Raw genomic sequence first — 20,907 nt, 5'->3', positions numbered from 1 at the left:
TGAGACAAATGAAACGTATTCTTTTATTATTTACTGTCCTAACCCTTATTTTCACAGGATGCTCGGCCCCGACTAAAAAGGAAAGCGGGGGAAAACGCCCCCAGGCGACCGCATATCGGACGAATCATACAGAACCGATGAACACCCGTGGCAGAACGGTCCCTGTCAAACCCCGGGAAAAAACAAAACCGCCGGCGGCCAAACCCCATATTGATACCATCGGTTTTTTGGAAGTCGACGATCCCAAAACAGCGGTGGCAGCAGTCAACCAAGCGGCACCCAATCTGACTTATATCAGCTTTTTCAGCTACCGCGTCCGGTCGGACGGAAGTCTGATTCCTCTCAATGATACGGCTCCGTTAATAACCACGCGCAAAAACGGAGCCGTTCCGATGCTGGTCATTACCAATTTTGCCAACGGCAATTTTCAGTCGGACATTGCCCACCGGATCTTCACAAACAAAGCAGCTTCACGAAAATTGATCGCCAATGTGATCCGCGTGATGAAACAAAAAGGATATCGGGCACTCAACGTCGATTTTGAACATCTTCACCCTCAGGACCGCCATTTGTACAACAGTTTTCTGACCACCCTGGTTCCATTGGCGAAACGGGAAGGATTTATCGTTTCCACTGCACTTGCCCCCAAGCAGAGCGACCATGATCGCGGACCCTGGCACGGGGCGCACGACTATGCTTTTCACGGAAAAATCGCCGATTTTGTCATTCTGATGACCTACGAATGGGGCTGGACCGGCGGGCCTCCGATGGCGGTATCCCCCGCACCGCAAATTCGCAAAGTGATTGAATATGCCAAAACCAAAATCCCCGCCCGAAAAATTATCATGGGCGCTCCGTTGTACGGGTACGATTGGACCCTTCCCTATAAAAAAGGCGGCCCTCCGGCCAAACGGATATCCCCGAAAGAAGCGGATACCCTCGCCCATCAAAAGGGAATCAAAGTCCGGTACAGCAAACGGGATGAAGCTCCTTGGTTCCGTTACACGGACAGAGCCGGCAAACGGCATGAAGTTTGGTTTGAAGATGCACAAAGCATACAAGCCAAGTTCAATCTGGTGAAGCAGTACAGACTGCACGGGATCAGTTACTGGGTATTGGGCGAAAGCTTTCCCGAAAACTGGACCATGCTGCGGGATAATTTCCATATCAACAAATTTTGATGCCAACGAATCGAACCCGAGTTTCTGCGAAACAAAACCCGGGTTCGTTTTTTTACACTTTGTAGTAAAATGAATAGAGCCATCTTCGTGTCATGCAGGGCAGCACCGCCTGGCTTGCAACACGTTTTCACAGAAGACTCTTTCAGAGAAAAGGATGAATCCTGATGTCGTTTGACGGAATTGTTACCCGCGCTGTTGTTCATGAGTTAAACCAGGTATTAAGCGGCGGGCGCATCACGAAAATTTACCAGCCGGCTGACCTGGAACTCATCTTGCATATACGTTCCCAAGGAAAAAATCATCAGTTGCTGCTATCGGCTCATCCTGCTTTTGCCCGTGTTCAGCTCACAAAGGCAAAAGCAGATAACCCTTCGGAACCTCCGATGTTTTGCATGCTCCTGCGCAAACACGCCGAGGGGGGAATTATTGAATCGATTCATCAGGTTGGAATGGAGCGCATCATTCAAATCGATTTTCGCACCCGCGACGAACTTGGAGATGTGGTAAAACGGCGCCTGGTGATGGAAATCATGGGGCGCCACAGCAACATTATTTTGCTCGACCCGGAGAAAAATGTCGTTTTTGACGGGATCCGCCGCGTCAGTCACGCCATCAGCAAGTATCGGCAGATCTATCCCGGTGTCCCTTATCTCGAGCCGCCGTCACAAGGAAAGCGAAATCCGCTGACGGCAGATAAAAATACATTTATCTCAGGCTTTGATTACAACGGCGGGCGGCTGGACAAACAGATCGTCGCGCGTTTCACCGGAATCAGCCCCCTTCTGGCAAAAGAAATCGTGGAGCAAACCGGCCCCGGCAGCCGGGATCAACTTTGGGAAACGTTCAGCTCCTATATGGAACGCGCCAGGGAGCACGATTTTCGCCCTGTCATCATAAAGGCAAAGCAAAAAAGTCATTTTTATGTGTGGCCGCTTTCTCACCTTGACGGAGAGATCCAATCCTTCCCCTCGATCAGCGAATGCCTGGAACACTTTTATTACGGAAAAGCCCAGCGAGACCGCATCCGCCAGCAAACCCATGATTTGATGCGCAAATTAAAAAATGAAATCGAGAAAAACACCAAGAAAATCGAGATTTTGCAAAATGAGATCAATCAGGCGGACAAAGCGGATCAATACCGGATGTTCGGCGAATTGGTCACCGCCTCGCTTTATCAGATTAAACGCGGCGATACCGAAGTCAAAACGATCAACTACTTCGATCCGGAAACACCCGAGGTGACGATTCCCCTCGATCCGACTTTATCTCCCCCGGAAAACGCGCAGCGCTACTTCAAGAAGTACAATAAATTAAAAGCGGCCAAAAAATGGAACACAGAGCAAATTGAAAAAGCAAAAGAAGAAAACCTCTATTTGGAATCGGTGCTTGTCCAGCTGGAAAACTGCAGTTTGCGTGAAGTGGAGCAGATCAGGGATGAACTGGCTGAGCAGGGCTGGTTGAAAAGGCAGTCAAACAAGCGGGAGCGAAAGCGCAAGGATGTCCCTGCCCCGTTGAAGGTAATAAGCGGGGATGGAACCGTGATTCTGGTCGGAAAAAACAACAAACAAAACGATTATCTGACCCACCAGCTCGCCTCCTCGACAGACACCTGGCTTCATACCAAAGAGATTCCCGGTTCTCATGTGGTGATCCGCTCCAAACAGGTAACCGATCAAACGCTTCTCGAAGCAGCGATGCTGGCCGCTTATTTCAGCAAAGGGCGGGAGTCGAGCCGGGTTCCTGTCGACTATACCCTGATCAAGCATGTGAAAAAACCATCCGGTGCCCGTCCGGGTTTTGTCACGTATGAGAATCAAAAAACGCTTTATGTCACGCCTGAAGAAGAACAGATTAAAAAAATCCTCGAACGCCAGCCAGAATAAAAATCCCCTTCCCTCTGCCCCCTGCTTCCAGCCCGAAGCGGGGGCTTTTTGCTGCCCGAAAAAAGATCATCACGACCGTTGTCTATTGTATTTAAAATGTTTTATATTAAAATCATTTTGTTTTCTTTTGCTAACAAGAGGTTAAGCAGGAATGAAGTTCCATGTCGCCGAATTATAAATGTCAAGAGAGGAGGAAACGTCATGTTGGGGTTGGACGAAGTACGAAACGAATTGTTGAACGAGATCGATTTGATCAGTGATGAGGATGCGAACCGCAAACCGTTTGAGGATGGATGGTCCATCGCGCAGGTAATCGAACACATCCATCTGGTGGAACGGGCGATCGCATCCCAGTTAAAGCACGGATTATTTGAAGAAAGCGAAACCCCTTTCCCCACAAAGCCGCTTGATCCGTTATTGGATCGGACCAAAAAAGTGAAGGTCTTCTTATCCCACCTGGAACCAAAAGAAGAATTTCAAACACTCGATTCCCTGAAAAAAAAACTGGGCAAATCGCGGGAGCAACTACGGGAGGCATACGAACAGCTGGACCCTCATGTGCTGACGCACAAAGCCGCCGTCTACCCCCCTTTGGGCCTTCTTCCCCTGTCCCAATGGATCGAGGTGGCGGCCGCTCATGAGAAAAGGCATATTGAACAGATAAGAGAAATTAAAAAAACCCTGTTTAAACGGGAAAATTAAAGCCTGATCTTATCTGTCCTCATGATGGTCCCGGTTTGAACCCGGGCTCTTCTTTTTCCAAAAAATAAGCGATGCGGCTCAGCACCATCCGGCATCGCAATTTTCCGTATAGTGATCCTTCAGTTTGGTATTTTTTTCACTGGCCAGAATGAGATTATTTTTCATATCATAACCATCATTCATTTGAATCTCTTTGGTTCCGAGATCCATTGATCCGATGGGCTCATGGTTGTGGTAAAAAACCAATCTGCCTCCTTCAAACTTCGCTGACACTTTCTCTGTAATATCCTTCATTCCCATCAAACAAAATCCCCCTCATTCATCAAAATCAGCCAGGGGCCAATGTATGGCCATCTGACACCCTTAGAATATGTTTTTTTCCATGGGAGCATACGGCTTTCACACAACCCCTGTTCACTGACGAAAGCGAAACGGCGGGATTCAACTTTTTTGCAAATACCGCTTATCCTTCAGAAAAAATCTCCAAAAAACAAGGAATCCGGGCAACAGGAGAGCGAGACCGACTGCAAAGACTTTCAACAGCGAATAAAACGTGTCAATATTGGTAAACGCTTCATTGACGGTCATGAACGGGTAAACGATATACGGAAGATGTGCGACGCCGTAAGCGAAGGTGGCCAATGCATATTGGATGGCCACAAACACCACTGCCACCCTTGGCCTGCCATCCTTCCACCACAAGGAAACATAAGCGATCAAAAAGGCGATGATCGAAAGGGCAAACCACTCTTTTTGCCTGCTTAAACCCAATAATAGCCACTGCGCTTCCGGCTTGGAAAAATAAAGAGTCAGCACTGCCACAAGGATGGTGACCGGACCGAAGATCAACGCGATTTTCCGGTAGAGGCGGTAAGCCTCATCGTCCGACGATTCCCGGGAATAATCGGCCAAAAACAGAGAGGACAAAAATAACTCCGATGTCAGACCGAACAACATGTATAAATAGACAGAAGGACTGGACAGCCATTTATCGAACAGCAGGATTTCCCTGTCCGCCAATCTCCTGACAAAACCTCCTTCAGTCACGGGAAGGGCGCTGATCAGAAGTGCCGGGACAAAAAGCCCCGTCAATCCGGAAATAATGCGCAGCGCTTTTTGATACCCCTCCACCGAATAGGCAAAAACCATAAACGCGCTGCGAATGGCGATGAGGAGCAAAATGATGCTGACCGGAACCAGCAACACCGTACCGAGAATATACGCCGCTTTGGGAAAAAAGCCGACGAAGGCGACAACCAGCAACACGAGAACGGTGTTGGTCACTTCCCAGGTGGGTGACAAAAAACGATTGGCAATCCGCCCGGCCCGTGTATTTTTATCCGCGTAAACCATCGCCCAAAAGCTGGCCCCAAAATCAACCGATCCGGCGATACTGTAAATATACAACAGCAACCATACCAGCAAGATTGCAATTGAGGGTTCAATGGGTTGAACCATGTGGTTTCACTCCTACATGTTTAAGTAGATCCAGATCTTTTCTGAGCGGATTGCGCTTAAAATAGGAAATCAACACCACTGCCACCATCACGCTTAACATGAGATAAACCAGGGAAAACAGGATGTACAAACCCCCCAGGTTTCCCGCCTTGGTCGCCGCTTCGGTCGTTCGTTGAAACCCGTAAATCGTCCACGGCTGCCGTCCGCTGCAACTGAAGATCCAGCCCACTTCAATTCCCAGCATGGAAACCGGACCGCTGTAAGCCAATCCCCACAATAACCAGCGCGGAAACGGCTTTCCGGCCCGAGCCTTTTTCCACCAGTAATAAAGGCTGTACGCTGTGACCACAAACAACAGAATCCCGATTCCAACCATCACGTTGAACAAAGTATGGACATAAGCAGGCGGCCATGTATCCCGTGGAAATTCGTTCAAGCCTTTCACTTCCGTATCAAAACGGTTTCCGGCGAGGAAGCTGAGAAAATACGGAATTTCAATCCCGTATTTAACCGTTTGTTCCTTTTGATCGACAAAACCGCCGATGACAATCGGGGCATACTTTGTCGTTTCAAACAGGCCCTCTGCCGCCGCCAGTTTTTCCGGTGTATACCGATGCAGGTTTTGGGCGGAGTCATGGCCGGTAAAAATGGTGAAGAACGAAGTGATAAACGCTGTTACCAATCCCAAAATGAGAGCTTTGCGATGGATGGCTTCTTCTTCGCGGCCGCTTTTCAACAGACGGTAAGCGGCGGCCGATACCACGGCAAAAGCCCCTGTCATCAAAGCGCTGATCACCACATGATAGGCTGTGTCCACAAAGCTGGGGTTAAAGAAAGCCTTCCACGGATTTACATGATAAATCGTTCCATCCGGTTTCATGTCAAAACCTGCCGGGGTATTCATCCACGTGTTGGCGGATGTGATGAGAACAGCTGATGCCGTCGCACCCACAGCCACCAAAAAGACGGCAATGACACGCATATAAGGAGAAAGGCGGTCAGCGGCATAAACATAGATGGATAAAGCTAATGCTTCGAGGAAAAAGGCAAAGATTTCAATCTCAAACGGAACCGATATGACTTGACCGACGATTTTCATAAAACCCGGCCATAACAAAGACAACTGTATGGCCACGATCGTTCCGCTGGGAATGGCCACTCCAAGCAAAATCCCCATCGACTTTGTCCAGCGTTTGGCCATCAGTGCATAATCCCTGTCTTTTCTCCAGTTGTGCAGAAGCTCACTCAAAAATACCATGAAAGAGAGCCCGATGCCCAAAGTCGCATAAATAATATGAAAAGCGAGCGATGTTCCGAAAAAAGCCCGTGCCAAGACAACTTGATCCAATCATTTGCACTCCTTCGCTTCTGATCCTAAAATCCAGTTTACCCATGAGATTGGAAAATCTATACAAGCAATTTTCTTTTCAACATAAAAATGCCCAAAACCACCCTTTCCTCCGTCACGGTCCCCTTTCCCTTCTGAACATAGGAAGCGCCTCGACTGGAAAAACTAAAGTCGAGGTGGATGACATGAAATTATTTCAGCCCGATTTGATTTATTTTGAACCCCAGGCGCTTGAGTATCCATTGGGACAAGAACTGTATAACCGTTTCAAAAACTCAAATATTCCGGTACGGATGACTACTTCGCACAACCGCATTACCAACTTGCCCGGAAAAAATGACCTGGAGAAGTATCGGATCGCGAAAAAAACGCTGGTTGTCGGGGTGCGCAAAACACTGAAGTTCGAACCATCCAAGCCATCTGCGGAATATGCCATCCCATTGGCTACCGGTTGTATGGGGCATTGTCACTACTGTTATCTGCAAACAACGCTGGGGAATCGTCCCTATATCCGGGTTTACGTTAATCTGGAAGAAATTTTCGAGGCGGCAGCCAAATATATACAGGAACGATCCCCTGAAATTACACGGTTTGAAGCAGCATGTACCTCTGACCCGGTCGGGATTGAACATCTAACCGGATCGCTGAAAAAAACGATTGAGTTTATGGGAAAACAGGAACTGGGAAGGCTCCGTTTTGTCACCAAATTCGCAAACGTGGACAGTTTGCTGGATGCAACCCACAACGGGCATACCCGGTTTCGGTTCAGCGTCAATGCCGATTATGTCATTCGCCAATTCGAGCCGGCCACCGCTTCCTTTGACGAACGGGTGGAAGCTGCCGGAAAAGTGGCACGGGCCGGTTATCCGCTCGGATTTATCATCGCCCCATTGATTCTTTATGACGGATGGAAAGAAGGATACACGCAATTGTTAAAAAGGCTGAGCCAGGAACTTCCCGAAACAAACGGGCTCACATTTGAACTGATTTCCCACCGGTTTACACAAACCGCAAAGAAAATAATCTTACAGCGGTATCCCAAATCCAAACTGGAGATGGAGGAAGAAAAAAGAAAAAAGAAATGGGGACGCTATGGCAGAGTGAAGTATGTTTACCAGGAAACGCAGATGAAAGAATTGGAAGAGCACATGAGGGAACAAATCGCACGGTATTTTCCAAATGCTTGCGTGGAATATTTCACCTGAGTAAATCCGTTTTTGTCTTGCAAAGGAGTCAACATTATGCTCACGATTGATTCAAGCAAAATTGAAGGATTTCAGACCAGCTTCGGGACGATGACCGATTTGCTTTATCCGGAAGGGTTCGTTCTGGGAGGCGGTTGGACCTACGAGCACGGTTATTTCGACCATCCTCTTGATTGGGAAAATGAACAGGGTTACCGCTACTATTTGCGCATTCCCGTATATGTTGTAAAAGGCGAAATGCAGGAAAAGGATGCCATCGTTCGGCTGGGCAAACCGTTCGTCATCAAGCATGAATTTCGTACCAAAAACGACCCGTCTGCTGATATTGGAGTTGTCAGTTCTCTCGTTAACCAGTTCAGCGAACCTTTGCCCACAGACGACGCGAAAATCGGGGAGGAATGGAGTTCCAGAGCCAGGCAGATTGTCGCCAAAATCGAGAACAAAATCGAAACGCACCTTTTGGAATCATCATCTCCCAAATAAAAACAGCCGGGACCGTATTTCGATCCTGGCTGTCCCCTGACTCCCTTCCTCATTTCGCAGTGCGGCTGCCCGGCTTGTGCACAGGCAACCCTTGCTGACAAAGAGGGCAGTTTTCCGGTTCATAGCTTTCAATGTGAATCTTCGTCAGCGCGCGGAACGGGTAAGCAAAGGGATTTTTCCCTCCGGTGCGATCAACGATGGCGCCCACTCCTGCGATCACGGCACCAAGGGGAAGCAGCAACTCAATCACTTCCTTGACCGAGCCGCCGGTGGTCACGACATCTTCCACCACCAACACCCTTTCACCCGGCTGAATGGCAAAACCGCGCCGCAGCTCCATTTTCCCGTCTTTCCGTTCGGCAAACAGACAGCGAACGTTCAAAGCCCTTGCCACTTCATGGGCGATGATCACGCCCCCGAGCGCCGGCCCGACCACGACATCGATCTTCTCTCCCTTGAACAGAGAGGCAATCGCTTCTCCGGCCTTCCCGGCATCCTGCGGATACTGAAGCAGGGCGGCGCATTGCATATATTTCCCGCTGTGGCGCCCGGATGACAACAGAAAGTGCCCTTCCTTTAAAACCCCTGTCCGTTCAATCGCTTCTTCCACCAGACATGCCATCTCTATCACTCCTCCAACACTTCTTTTATCTCTTTGACTATCGCTTCAAACGCGGCAATCGGATCAGTTGCCCGGGTAATCGGACGGCCGATGACGAGATAATCGGCTCCCGACTGAATCGCTTCACCCGGAGTCAACACTCTTTTTTGATCTTGAGCCTCAGCGTGAGCAGGCCTGATTCCGGGGGTTACTGCGAGAAAATCATTCGAAGTGGCCTGTTTGACCATTCCGCTTTCCCGCCCCGAACAGATGACACCGTCAACCCCTGCCCGGTAAGCCAATTGGGCATAGCGGATCACACTCGATTCAACGCTGCCCGGAATGCCCAGTTCCTCATTCAACATTTTCCGGTCGGTGCTGGTCAGTTGCGTCACCACCAACAACCGGGTTCCGGCCCCCGCTTTCTCACAAGCCTCCTTCGCCGCTTCCAGCATGGCGCGCCCGCCGCAAGCATGAATCGTCAATAAATCAACTCCGAAACGGCTGAGAGATTCGATCCCTTTCGCAACCGTATTCGGGATATCATGCAATTTCAAATCGAGAAAGACGGGAAATCCTTCCTGTTTTCGTTTCACAACCCATTCCGGCCCGACAGCGTAAAAAAGCTGATAACCCACTTTGATAAACGGTTTGTTTTGTGAAAAAGCCCAGGCTTGCAACAATTGTTCGGCTTCGTTCGCACCCGGATAATCCAGTGCGATGATCACCCGCTCTTCTGCCCGCACGCTGCTCCCTCCTTGAAAAATTCAGATGAAAAGCGGGTTCGCAGTCGTCCGCACAGGCGCAACCCTCTTTTCTCCATCGGTTTAAACCATCAGTGCCTCTGCCGCTTTTTTTCCGGGTACTTGCGGCGCACCGATCGGTTCTGCATTGAGATGGATTGACTCCAGCGTCGTGAGGAGCGCATCCACTGTATCCAAAGAAGTGAGACAGGCGATGCCGTGTTCGACCGCCTCACGGCGAATGCGGAACCCGTCGCGCTCCGGTGTTCGCCCGCGCGTCCAGGTGTTTACCACCAGGTCCGCTTTTCCGTTGCGAATCAGATCGAGAATGTTCGGAGAGCCTTCTTTCAATTTGTGCACGCGTTCGACCGGCAATCCCGCTTTTTCCAGCATGTCTGCCGTACCGCTGGTGGAGACGATTTTATACCCCAATTGATGGAAGCGGAGCATGAGCGGAATCGCTTCCTCCTTCTCTTTGTCCCCGATCGTGGCTACGACTGTGCCAAAGCGCGGCAAGGCGATTCCCGCTGCCAGGAGCCCCTTGTAGACCGCCCGGGCATAATCGCGGTCGCGCCCCATCACTTCTCCTGTGGACTTCATTTCCGGGCCCAGCGTGATATCGACGCGGCGCAATTTGGCGAAGGAGAAAACCGGCACTTTGACAGCCACCTCCGGACTCTCCTGCCACAGGCCACTGCTGTATCCCTGTTCTTTAAGCGATTGACCCAACGCGATTTTGGTGGCCACTTGTGCCATCGGGATGCAGGTCACTTTGCTCAAAAAAGGTACCGTCCGGGAAGCGCGCGGATTTACTTCCAGCACATAGATCTCCCCTTTGTACAGGACGAATTGGATATTGATCAGCCCTTTGATGTTTAATGCTTTGGCAATCTGAGCCGTGATGGTGACCAGCTGTTCCCTCTGTTCTTGCGTAATCGATTGCGGAGGGTATACGGCGATGGAATCCCCGGAATGGACACCGGCTCGCTCGATGTGCTCCATGATGCCTGGAATCAGGACATCGATGCCATCACTGATGGCGTCCACTTCCAGTTCCTTGCCGAGCAGATAGCGGTCGATCAGGACAGGATGCTCCGGATTTACCTTGACCGCCAGCTTCATGTAACTGCGCAGTTCCGATTCATTGTAGACAATTTCCATTGCCCGTCCGCCCAGTACGTACGAGGGACGCACCAGCACCGGATAGCCCAGGTGTGCGGCAGTCTCCACCGCAGCTTCGACCGAGGTGACGGCCGATCCCGGCGGTTGCGCGATATTGTTTTTGCTCAAAAGCTGTTCAAATTTCTTGCGGTCTTCGGCACGATCGATTTCTTCCAGGGAAGTGCCCAGGATGTTGATCCCCTCATCGCGCAGATCCCGCGCCAGATTGAGCGCTGTTTGTCCGCCGAACTGTACGACCACTCCATAGGGTTTCTCTTTTTCAATGATGTTGAGCACATCTTCTTTATAAAGCGGTTCAAAGTAAAGGCGGTCAGACGTATTGAAATCGGTGGACACTGTTTCCGGGTTATTATTGATAATAACCGCTTCATACCCGGCATTGCGGATCGCCCAGACGGCATGGACGGTGGCATAGTCAAATTCCACACCCTGTCCGATGCGGATCGGGCCGGAACCGAGGACGATGACGCTTTTCTTGCCGGCGGAAACCACTTCATCTTCCTGTTCATAACTGGAATAGTAGTAGGGCGTTTCCGCTTCAAACTCGGCCGCACAGGTATCCACCACTTTATAGACTGGCTGAATCCCCCATTGCTTGCGCAACTGACGCACTTCATTTTCCGGCATCCCGCGCAACTGACCGATCGTCCGGTCAGCGAAACCCGTTTTCTTGGCGGCAAGCAGCAGCTCCGGCGTCAGTTCCTCCGCTTGCTGCAAGGTTTCTTCCAACTCGATGATCCGCTTCACTTTATGGAGGAAAAAGCGGTCAATTTTGGAAAGCTCGTGAGCTTCCTCCAGGCTTCCTCCGCGCCGGAACCATTCGGCCACGAGGAAAAGCCATTCATCATCCGCGGTCACCAAACGCTCTCTCAGCTTTTCGTCAGGAATTTTCCCGCTGTCCGGCACCTGTATATGATGCAGACCTATTTCCAGCGAACGCACGGCTTTCAGAAGTGATTCTTCCAGAGTGCGCCCGATGGCCATCACTTCTCCGGTCGCTTTCATCTGCGTTCCCAGCTTGCGGTTGGCGGAAACAAATTTATCAAAGGGCCAGCGCGGAATTTTGCTGACAACATAATCGAGCGTCGGCTCAAAGCAAGCATACGTTTGGCCCGTTACCGGATTTTTCAGTTCATCCAGCGTATAACCGACGGCGATTTTGGCCGCGATCCGGGCGATCGGATACCCCGTCGCTTTGGAAGCGAGTGCGCTGGAACGGCTCACCCGTGGATTCACTTCAATCACATAGTATTGGAAACTGTGCGGGTCGAGGGCAAACTGGATGTTGCAACCGCCCTGAATGTTGAGCGCCCGTATGATTTTGAGCGCTGAGGTGCGAAGCATATGATACTCGCGATCGGACAAGGTTTGGCTCGGGGCAAACACTATGCTGTCACCGGTGTGAACGCCCACGGGGTCGAAGTTTTCCATGTTGCACACGACGATACAGTTATCGGCGGCATCGCGCATCACTTCATATTCAATCTCTTTATATCCGGCGATGCTCTTCTCGATCAGGCATTGGGTGATCGGACTGTAGCGCAGCCCGTTTTCAACAATCTCTTGCAATTCATTTTTGTCCCTGGCGATTCCGCCCCCCGTACCGCCCAGCGTGTAAGCAGGGCGCACGATGACCGGATAACCGGCTTCATCGGCAAACGCTGACGCCTCCTCGACCGTGTGAACAATTGCGCTCTCCGGCACCGGTTCATCCAGTTCCTTCATCAGTTTACGGAACAAATCCCGGTCCTCCGCACAGGTGATGGCATGGAGATCCGTTCCCAGCAGTCGTACTCCTTCCCGTTCAAGAACCCCTTGTTTCGCCAGTTCCACCGCCAGGTTTAAGCCCGTTTGCCCGCCAAGGGTGGGAAGCAGTCCGTCCGGGCGTTCCTTGCGAATCACCTGCGTAATAAATTCGGCGGTCAGCGGTTCAATATAGACGCGGTCTGCCATGTTGGTGTCGGTCATGATCGTGGCCGGGTTGCTGTTGACCAGAACCACTTCAAGTCCTTCCTCTTTCAGAGCCTGGCAGGCTTGTGTGCCCGCATAATCAAATTCGGCCGCCTGCCCGATTACAATCGGCCCGGAACCGATCACCAAAATTTTCTTCAATGTCGAATCTTTAGGCATTCATCGTCTCTCCCTTCCGTGCAAAAGACTCCATCATCTCAAGGAAGCGATCGAACAGGTAACCCGAATCGAGCGGGCCCGGGGCCGATTCCGGATGATACTGGACGGTGATGACCGGCAGCGTTTTGTGCCGGAGCCCTTCCACCGTGCCATCGTTCAAGGCAATATGCGTAATCTCCAGCTCAGTATTTTTAACGGAGTCTGCTGTCACGGCAAACCCGTGGTTTTGCGCGGTGATCACCGTACGGCCGGTTGAGAGTTCTTTCACCGGGTGGTTTCCGCCGCGATGCCCGAACTTCATTTTCTCCGTATCCGCTCCGGCGGCGAGGGCGACCAGCTGATGCCCCAGGCAAATTCCAAAAAGAGGAACTTTTCCCATCAGTTTTTGAATCGTGCGAATTCCCTCAGGCACATCCTTCGGATTTCCAGGGCCATTGGACAGCATCACCCCATCCGGACGGAAGCGCAGGATTTCCTCGGCTGTGATATTGTAAGGCACTGTGATCACTTCGCAATTTCGCTCCACCAATTCCCGCACAATATTGTGTTTGGCTCCAAAATCGATCAGCACCACCCGTTTGCCGACATTGGGAGCGATATGAATGCTTTTCGTACTGACGCGTGCCACCTGATCCCGCATCATCGGCGAAGACAGAGCCTCCTTCAGCTCTTCCGGCGATTCGTTCCCGGTGGTGATCACGCCTTTCATCGTTCCGCGGAGGCGAATTTTCCGGGTCAGCATCCGTGTGTCGATGCCGGCGATCCCGATCAATCCGTATTCTTTTAAAAATGTGCCCAGAGACAATTCGTTGCGCCAGTTGCTGGCATACTCAGCGTATTCGCGCACGAGCAAACCATGGGCGTACGGGCGCAGTGATTCATTATCGTCACGTGAAATCCCGTAATTCCCGATCAGGGGATAGGTCATCGTGATAATCTGCCCACAGTAAGAAGGATCAGTCAAAATCTCCTGATAACCGGTCATGCTGGTGTTAAACACAATTTCACCGACCCTCTTTCCCTCCGCACCAAATGAGGTTCCCGTGAAAAGCGTTCCATCTTCCAAGAGCAACCTTGCCTTCATCGCTGATCCTCCTTCTGTTCCGTCCATTTTCCCGGTCCGGTCAAGGATTCCGGTTTTGCATCTTCCCATGTGATCCGGCCGTCCATGATCGTCAAAACCGGCCATCCTTTCACATTCCACCCTCCAAATGGTGTGTTTTTCCCTTTGGAGAGAAAGGTTTCCGGCTCAATCGTCCGTTCCGTCTCCAGATCAATTACCGTCAGGTCGGCCGCTTTCCCTTCAGCGATCTCACCGTAAGGAAGACCGAACACTTTCGCTGGTTTGCGGGTCATTTTATCAATCAATTCCTCCAGGGTGAGAATGCCATCCTTCAGCACCAGGTGGGTGTAAAGCAGGGGAAAAGCTGTTTCCAGGCCGACGATGCCGAAAGGGGCTTTTTCCATGCCCAGCGCTTTTTCTTCGCTGGTGTGCGGGGCATGATCCGTGGCAATGATGTCGATGGTGCCGTCTTTCAATCCGGCAATCAGCGCTTCCCTGTCCCGTCGCGAGCGAAGCGGGGGATTCATTTTCCAGCGCCCGTCCGGTGCCGGAATATCCTCATCGCACAAGAGAAGATGGTGGGGAGTCACTTCCGCCGTCACACGCTGCCCCCGCGCTTTGGCTTCGCGCACCAGACGAACGGATTGTTCGGCACTGATGTGGCACACATGGTAATGAACGCCGATCTCCTCAGCCAGCAAAATGTCCCGCGCCACATGAACCGACTCCGCCTCGGAAGGAATCCCTTTTAATCCGAACCGTTTGGCTGCTTCACCGTCGTGCATCACCCCGCCTTTGGCCAGGCTGTCATCTTCGCAGTGGGCAACGACCGGCAGTCCCAGTTCATGGGCAAGCAGCATCGCCTCTTTCATCATCCCGGCCGACTGGATCCCGACACCGTCATCGGTTACCCCGATCACTCCCGCTTGCTTCAGGCTTTTCATATCGGTCAGCTGTTGCCCGCATTCTCTCACTGTAATCGCACCGTAAGGCAAAACGCGTACCAGACCGACTTCGCGGGCGCGGTTGATCACTTTCTGCACGATTTCGGACGAATCGGTCACCGGCCGGGTGTTCGGCATCGGAGCAATCGTCGTAAAGCCGCCTTTCGCCGCAGCCTTCGCTCCCGTTTCGATCGTCTCTTTTTGTTCAAATCCCGGTTCCCGCAAGTGGACATGCATATCGATGAGGCCCGGAACCACCCGTTTGCCGCCGACATCAATCACCCGCGCCCCCTCTTCTTCGGGTGCGTTGTCAACCATTTGCACAATCCAGTTTCCTTCGATCACGATATCCTGTTTGCTCCATCCCTCGGAAACGGACCGGAACACCAGGCCATTTTTCAATATCGTTTTCATTCCCTACCATTCCCCCAATGCTCGTTCCAAGATCGCCATCCGAATCCAAACGCCGTTTTTCATCTGTTCAAATATTTTCGAGCGGGGATGCTCCACCAGCTCATCGGCAATTTCCACACCCCGGTTAACCGGAGCCGGATGCATGATGATCGCTTCCGGTTTCATGATCTTGAGCCGCTCGGCGGAAAGCCCGTAACGGCGGTGATACTCTTCCCGCGAGGAAAAAAGCTTCCCTTGATGCCTCTCCAGCTGAACCCGGAGCAACATCACGACATCCGCCGTTCTCAATGCTTCTTCAAACGAAACATACGGGGCGATCCGCTCCACCTCGGGATCGCGCATTTCCTCCGGCCCGCTCACAATCATCTCCGCACCGAATTGCTTCAGGGTCCAGAGATTGGAACGCACCACACGGCTGTGGGCAATATCGCCGATCACTGCCACTCTTTTGCCGGTAAGATCCCCGAAATGCTTGACCAGAGTGTAAAGATCGAGCAAGGACTGGCTGGGATGTGCAAAACTGCCTGCCCCTGCATTGATAATCGCACAGCCGGGGTTCTGTTTGATCAGAAAGAGCAATTCCTGCTCGTCCGTCAGGCGAATCACGGCTACTTCCACTCCGATCGAAACCAGGGTTTTCACCGTGTCAAACAGGGACTCTCCTTTGGTGCTGCTTGAAACATCCGGGGTGAAGTTGACTACTTGCATCCCCAATCTCTTTTCCGCTACTTCAAAGGAAAAGCGGGTGCGGGTACTCGGTTCAAAGAACAGGTTGGCAGCAAATCTGCCCGTGAAAGGAGCCAATCCGCTGGCCTGATGTTCCTCCCAAAAATGGGCCCGCTCCAGAATCCGTCTGATCTCCTCTTTTGTCAGTTCGCTCGTATCCATCAAATGACGAAACGGTGAACGGGTCATCGGTGCTCTCATTGTTTATCCTCCATTGTCAGGCGGCTTCCGCCACAGTCTTCTCTTCCTTTGCCCGCTTGGGCAAAACCAGATTCAACAGGATGCCGATCACGGTGGACAAAGCCATTCCTTCCAATTCCAGATGGATGCCGCTGAAGCGGAGCAAGGCTCCACCCACGCCGATCACCATGATGACAGCGGCGATCACCAGATTGCGCCGGTCGCTGAAATCAATTTTGTGTTCGATCAGCATGCGCAAACCGGCCGAAGCGATAATCCCGAACAGAAGGATGGAGACACCGCCCATGACCGGAGTCGGAATCGTTTGGATCAGGGCCGCAAATTTGCCGATGAATCCGAAGCTGATCGCCAGCACCGCTGCCCCTCCGATCACCCACACGCTGAAAATGCGCGTGATGGCCATGACCCCGATATTTTCCCCGTACGTGGTCGCCGGCGGTCCGCCGATCAGGGATGCGATGCAGGTCGCCAGGCCATCTCCCAGAAGGGAACGATACAACCCGGGGTTTTTTGTCAAATCCCTTCCCATCAACTCTCCCTGCACCAGCAGATGTCCGATGTGCTCTGCCAGGACAACCAGTGTGACCGGCAGCATAACCAGGGCCGCATGCCAGGAGAACGAGGGGGAGACGACATGGGGAAGCTGAAACCATTTGGCCTCATGAACCGGTGAAAAATCGACCATGCCCGCTGCCAGCGCCACCAGGTACCCCCCGCAAATTCCGATCAGAATGGGGATGATGCTGAAAAATCCGCGGAAAAACAGGCTGGCGATTATGGCGATGGCCAGTGTGGCCAAGGCGACAGAAAAGTTTTTCAGCGAGTACACATGCACCGTTACCGTACCTTTTGCCGAATCGATGCTTTTAATCGTTCCGTCCAAGTGTTGCCACCCGGCTGCTGTATGCGGCAGGGCTTCGACCACATCTTTTTTGCCGGCCATATCGACGGCTGTTCCGGCCAACGCCAGCCCGATCACGATTACGACTGACCCGATCACGACCGGCGGCAAAAGCGAATCCAGCCATTTCACCCCGAACCGGTAAACAATCAGCGCCACCACACCGTACATCAACCCGACAACAAAACACCCGAACAGGGCATTGCCCAGATATTTTCCTCCTTGTGACACAGAGATAATGGGAACAATAAAGGCGAAGGAGGATCCGAGATATGCCGGAATTCTGCCTTTGGTGACGATCAGATAAGCCAAGGTCCCGATTCCGCTGGACATCAGGGCCACGGACGGGCTTAATCCGGTCAGGATCGGAACCAGCACCGTGGAGCCGAACATGGCAAACAAGTGTTGGAAACTGAGGAACAGCCAGCGATGCCATTTCGGCCTTTCATGCACATCCATTTCAATCAAACGATTCATTCACATTCACCCCTTTTTTTGATATAAAAAAAGTCTCTTTACCCGTATGGCAAAGAGACGCAGGATAGATACACCGTTCATGCGCAGCACGATTCCGCGTTCCCTTTGCCGGCCTCACGGGACCGCCTTAAAAGGGAAAACTCTTATTTTGTTTGCAGGCTGACGCGATCTTCTCCTTCATCGACCTCAGTAAGAAAAACCGATACCATTTCGCTTTTGGAAGTGGGGACGTTTTTTCCCACATAATCCGGACGAATCGGCAGCTCGCGATGCCCTCTGTCGATCAGAACAGCCAACTGAATCATCTGCGGCCGTCCCAGGTCGACCAGAGCATCCATTGCCGCCCGTACCGTTCGGCCTGTATAGAGAACATCATCAACCAAAATCACTTTTTTTCCTTTAATATCCGGAACATCGGTTTTCTTCACTTCCGGATGTTCATACTTCTCCGTCAGGTCATCCCGGTAAAGGGTAATATCCAGATCCCCGATCGGAACTTTTTTTCCTTCGATGCTGTAAATGCGTTCCCTCAGCCGCTTGGCCAGAAAGACGCCTCTGGTTTTGATCCCGACCAGGAGGCAATCATCGACGCCTTTGTTTCGCTCCAAAATTTCGTGAGCGATCCGGGTCAACGCCCGGCGAATCGCTGCCTCATCCAAAATGATTTTCTCTTTGCTCATCGGATGCCCTGCTCCTCCCTTTTCCCATCTTTTTACGGCCATAAAAAAACTTCTTGTCCAAGGGCAGACAAGAAGCGTAACCAACCCGCGGGCATACTCCTCCCGCGGACATGCAAATCCTATATCACTTCCGTGCCCTTGCCAGCCTCTCTGGACTGGATTTAAAGGTCCAATATGCTCAAGGAGTATTATGCATCAGCAGATGGAAATTGTCAATGCTTATTACGATTTTGCGGCCAGGCGCTCGAGCAGTTTTTGCATATCCTCGGGCAACTCCGCTTCCAAACGAATGCGTTCGCCGGTGCGAGGGTGGGTAAAACCGATGATTTGCGCGTGCAAAGCCTGCCCGCTGATGGCATAGGAATTTTTCTTCAGGCCGTAGACCGGATCGCCGATCAGCGGATAGCCGATATACTTCATATGAACCCGAATCTGATGGGTTCTTCCCGTTTCCAGACGGCATTCGACCACACTGGCATCGCGAAATCGCCGGCGTACGGTAAAATGGGTAACCGCATGTTTGCTGTTTTGGTGGACAACCGCCATCCGTTGCCGGTTCGCCGGATCTCTGCCGATCGGGGCATCAATCGTTCCGTGATCATGCGGGATCACCCCGTGAACAATCGCCGTATAAGCCCGTTCCACCGAATGCTCCTTCAACTGGGCTACCAATGACTGATGCGCAAGATCGGTTTTGGCGACCATAATCAGACCGGAAGTATCTTTATCAATGCGGTGCACTATTCCCGGTCTCGCCACGCCTCCGATGCCGGACAACTCTCCCTTACAATGGTAAAGCAGGGCATTGACCAGTGTGCCTGCAGTATTTCCCGCACCGGGATGCACCACCATTCCCCGTGGCTTATTAACGACGATCACGTCCTGATCTTCGTAGCGAATATCGAGCGGGATCGCTTCCGGTGCGACTTCCAGTTCTGCCACCGGCGGGACATCCAATTCCACTCTGTCCCCCGCCTTAAGCCGGTAATTTCCCTTGCGGGTTCGATTATTGACCCGTACCCGTCCTTCCTCAATCCATCCCTGTACCCTGGTTCGTGTCCATTCTTCATTCAAAGATGAAATCCATTTATCCAGACGCTCACCTGCTTCTTCATCCGGAAGGTTCCATTCATAATGTTCCATTTGCCCGCTTTGTTCCGTCATCATGAGTCCCCCGCCTTGGTCAACTCATTGTTGTTCTGGGCCGCGGGACTGATCAAGGTGATAATCACTAGTACAATCACACCCACCACAATAGCCGAATCGGCACAGTTAAAAATGGGAAACTGATAAGACCCGAACTGGAAATGCAAAAAATCGACGACTTCCCCGTTTTCCACCCGATCGATCAGGTTGCCAAACGCTCCGCCCAAGATGAGGGAAAAGGCATAGGACATCATCGGACGGTCATGTTTCAGCTGCCAGAGATAGTAGAGAACAAACGCAATCACGACGACCGTAATCAGAATAAACAACCACTGCTTGTTCTGAAGAATCCCAAATGCCGCGCCGCGATTGCGATGGGAAGTAATATAGAAGAAATTGTTAATCACCGGGATCGATTCATATAAAGACATGTTGTGAACGACCAACCATTTCGTCCACTGATCCAATAACAAAATGGAAAATGCCGTTATCAAATATCTCAAATGCCTTCCTCCTGTCTCCCACCGTAGAGCATCTCCACATTATTTCTCTCCGATTGTAGCACAGTCAAGCCTGGTCAAACAAGGCAACGCGAAGCCTCGCATCCGGTCATCCGGTAAAGTCTGCATCTCTTTCCTCCAAGGATTCTTCCTTGTCCTTCTGCTCATAAGACTGATTGTGGGTAATCTCGGTGATGCCGCTGTCATTGCCGGACTGATCCGTAATTGAAAAGCCTTCCAACAGATCGATATATCCCCTCTGTTCATCGTGATCCACTGTCAATTCGTTGTAATTTCGGCCGCTGGCAAAAAAATCCGGGGGATTGGACGTTCCGTATTGCTCCACTTCCTGCCAAGCATCTTCCCCATCATAAAAGTTGGATTCGCTGTGATCGTTGTTCATCTGAATCCGGTTAAGAACTTTCTCTTCAACCGGCCTGCGCATCGAGGAATGTTGCTGCGGATTGTGCTCCACACAATATTCCGTGACCGGAACCGCCTCCAGGCGCTCAAACGGAATCTCCCTGCCGCATTTCTTGCAAATGCCGTATTGGCCCGTTTCCATCCGTTCCAGCGCAGCCTCAATATCCTGCAAATGGCGTTCATCCGCTTCATTCAGCGCAAGGTCCTTTCCGCGCTCAAACATTTCTGTCCCCAGGTCGGCCGGATGGTTATCATAGCCCGACAATTCCCCGACGGAATTGTTCATCGACACTTCCATGCCATAATTGTCATTCCGGCTCAACCGCCGGACAATTTCTTCCTTCTCTTTGATCAACTGGCTTTTAAGCTGTTGCAGCTGGCTTTCATTCATGCCCGTTTCCTCCAAACTTCCTCTGGATTTCAACAAAACCTCTTTATTTTCCTAGGCTGTCCTCTTTCCCGCATTTCATGTGCAAAAGCAGGTAAAAGTAAATGGGAACAGGCATTAAAATCGTT

19 protein-coding genes are annotated in these 20,907 nt (G+C 51.5%); 5 read left to right on the top strand and 14 right to left on the bottom strand.

Annotated features, from left to right (window positions below; translation table 11 throughout):
- The first annotated feature begins 8 nt into the window (after positions 1–8).
- From JG50_RS0106380 to JG50_RS0106370, 3 genes are all read left to right on the top strand, one after another.
- Positions 9–1,181: a glycosyl hydrolase family 18 protein gene (locus JG50_RS0106380; protein ID WP_033100269.1), complete on the top strand. Its 1,173-nt coding sequence runs from the start codon at positions 9–11 to the stop codon at positions 1,179–1,181.
- A 164-nt stretch (positions 1,182–1,345) separates the two neighbouring features.
- Positions 1,346–3,064 (top strand): Rqc2 family fibronectin-binding protein, encoded by a 1,719-nt coding sequence (locus JG50_RS0106375; protein WP_033100268.1) that lies wholly within the window; start codon positions 1,346–1,348, stop codon positions 3,062–3,064.
- Positions 3,065–3,265: 201 nt separating this feature from the next.
- Positions 3,266–3,766: a DinB family protein gene (locus JG50_RS0106370; RefSeq protein ID WP_033100267.1), complete on the top strand. Its 501-nt coding sequence runs from the start codon at positions 3,266–3,268 to the stop codon at positions 3,764–3,766.
- A gap of 78 nt (positions 3,767–3,844) precedes the next feature.
- On the opposite strand, the gene JG50_RS0106365 is transcribed toward JG50_RS0106370, so the two are convergent.
- From JG50_RS0106365 to JG50_RS0106355, 3 genes are all read right to left on the bottom strand, one after another.
- Positions 3,845–4,066, bottom strand: coding sequence for a DUF2553 family protein (locus tag JG50_RS0106365; RefSeq protein ID WP_033100266.1), 222 nt, complete (start codon positions 4,064–4,066; stop codon positions 3,845–3,847).
- Positions 4,067–4,207: 141 nt separating this feature from the next.
- Positions 4,208–5,224, bottom strand: coding sequence for a cytochrome d ubiquinol oxidase subunit II (locus JG50_RS0106360; protein ID WP_033100265.1), 1,017 nt, complete (start codon positions 5,222–5,224; stop codon positions 4,208–4,210).
- Positions 5,208–6,572, bottom strand: a complete 1,365-nt coding sequence (locus tag JG50_RS0106355) for a cytochrome ubiquinol oxidase subunit I (RefSeq protein ID WP_033100264.1) — start codon at positions 6,570–6,572, stop codon at positions 5,208–5,210. Before JG50_RS0106355 ends, JG50_RS0106360 begins: the two co-directional genes overlap by 17 nt.
- Positions 6,573–6,757: 185 nt before the next feature.
- Here JG50_RS0106355 and splB point away from each other — a divergent pair, with 185 nt between their 5' ends.
- Together splB and JG50_RS0106345 are read left to right on the top strand one after the other, a co-directional pair.
- Positions 6,758–7,777: a spore photoproduct lyase gene (splB, locus tag JG50_RS0106350; protein WP_033100263.1), complete on the top strand. Its 1,020-nt coding sequence runs from the start codon at positions 6,758–6,760 to the stop codon at positions 7,775–7,777.
- A 36-nt stretch (positions 7,778–7,813) separates the two neighbouring features.
- A complete protein-coding gene (locus JG50_RS0106345; protein WP_052154067.1) occupies positions 7,814–8,260 on the top strand; it encodes a YugN family protein in 447 nt (148 codons plus the stop codon).
- A 49-nt stretch (positions 8,261–8,309) separates the two neighbouring features.
- Here the strand turns inward: JG50_RS0106345 and pyrE are convergent, their stop codons facing one another.
- The 11 genes from pyrE to JG50_RS0106290 all read right to left on the bottom strand — a co-directional run bounded on the left by pyrE (position 8,310) and on the right by JG50_RS0106290 (position 20,782).
- Positions 8,310–8,882, bottom strand: coding sequence for an orotate phosphoribosyltransferase (pyrE, locus tag JG50_RS0106340; protein WP_152568500.1), 573 nt, complete (start codon positions 8,880–8,882; stop codon positions 8,310–8,312).
- A 5-nt stretch (positions 8,883–8,887) separates the two neighbouring features.
- On the bottom strand, positions 8,888–9,607 hold the full coding sequence (gene pyrF, locus JG50_RS0106335) for an orotidine-5'-phosphate decarboxylase (RefSeq protein ID WP_033100262.1): 720 nt from the start codon (positions 9,605–9,607) through the stop codon (positions 8,888–8,890).
- A gap of 81 nt (positions 9,608–9,688) precedes the next feature.
- A complete protein-coding gene (gene carB, locus JG50_RS0106330; protein WP_033100261.1) occupies positions 9,689–12,916 on the bottom strand; it encodes a carbamoyl-phosphate synthase large subunit in 3,228 nt (1,075 codons plus the stop codon).
- A complete protein-coding gene (carA, locus tag JG50_RS0106325; RefSeq protein ID WP_033100260.1) occupies positions 12,909–14,000 on the bottom strand; it encodes a glutamine-hydrolyzing carbamoyl-phosphate synthase small subunit in 1,092 nt (363 codons plus the stop codon). Before carA ends, carB begins: the two co-directional genes overlap by 8 nt.
- The gene (locus tag JG50_RS0106320; protein WP_052154065.1) at positions 13,997–15,337 is read right to left on the bottom strand and encodes a dihydroorotase; all 1,341 of its coding nucleotides are present in this window, start codon (positions 15,335–15,337) and stop codon (positions 13,997–13,999) included. Before JG50_RS0106320 ends, carA begins: the two co-directional genes overlap by 4 nt.
- A 3-nt stretch (positions 15,338–15,340) precedes the next feature.
- A complete protein-coding gene (locus JG50_RS0106315; RefSeq protein WP_232330926.1) occupies positions 15,341–16,264 on the bottom strand; it encodes an aspartate carbamoyltransferase catalytic subunit in 924 nt (307 codons plus the stop codon).
- 16 nt (positions 16,265–16,280) lie between these two features.
- Positions 16,281–17,642 (bottom strand): uracil permease, encoded by a 1,362-nt coding sequence (gene uraA, locus JG50_RS0106310; RefSeq protein ID WP_033100259.1) that lies wholly within the window; start codon positions 17,640–17,642, stop codon positions 16,281–16,283.
- A gap of 143 nt (positions 17,643–17,785) precedes the next feature.
- Entirely contained in the window at positions 17,786–18,322 is a 537-nt protein-coding gene (gene pyrR, locus JG50_RS0106305) for a bifunctional pyr operon transcriptional regulator/uracil phosphoribosyltransferase PyrR (protein WP_033100312.1), read from the bottom strand.
- A 222-nt stretch (positions 18,323–18,544) separates the two neighbouring features.
- Positions 18,545–19,465: an RluA family pseudouridine synthase gene (locus tag JG50_RS0106300; protein ID WP_033100311.1), complete on the bottom strand. Its 921-nt coding sequence runs from the start codon at positions 19,463–19,465 to the stop codon at positions 18,545–18,547.
- A gap of 20 nt (positions 19,466–19,485) precedes the next feature.
- Positions 19,486–19,971, bottom strand: a complete 486-nt coding sequence (gene lspA / locus JG50_RS0106295; RefSeq protein WP_033100258.1) for a signal peptidase II — start codon at positions 19,969–19,971, stop codon at positions 19,486–19,488.
- A gap of 106 nt (positions 19,972–20,077) precedes the next feature.
- On the bottom strand, positions 20,078–20,782 hold the full coding sequence (locus JG50_RS0106290; RefSeq protein WP_033100310.1) for a TraR/DksA C4-type zinc finger protein: 705 nt from the start codon (positions 20,780–20,782) through the stop codon (positions 20,078–20,080).
- Between the last annotated feature and the right edge of the window lie 125 nt (positions 20,783–20,907).

This window comes from Thermoactinomyces daqus (assembly GCF_000763315.1).
GTDB classification, from domain to species: Bacteria; Bacillota; Bacilli; order Thermoactinomycetales; family Thermoactinomycetaceae; genus Thermoactinomyces_A; species Thermoactinomyces_A daqus.
Note: the sequence above shows the minus strand (reverse complement) of the source record. Positions and strands in the feature narration are given on the sequence as shown.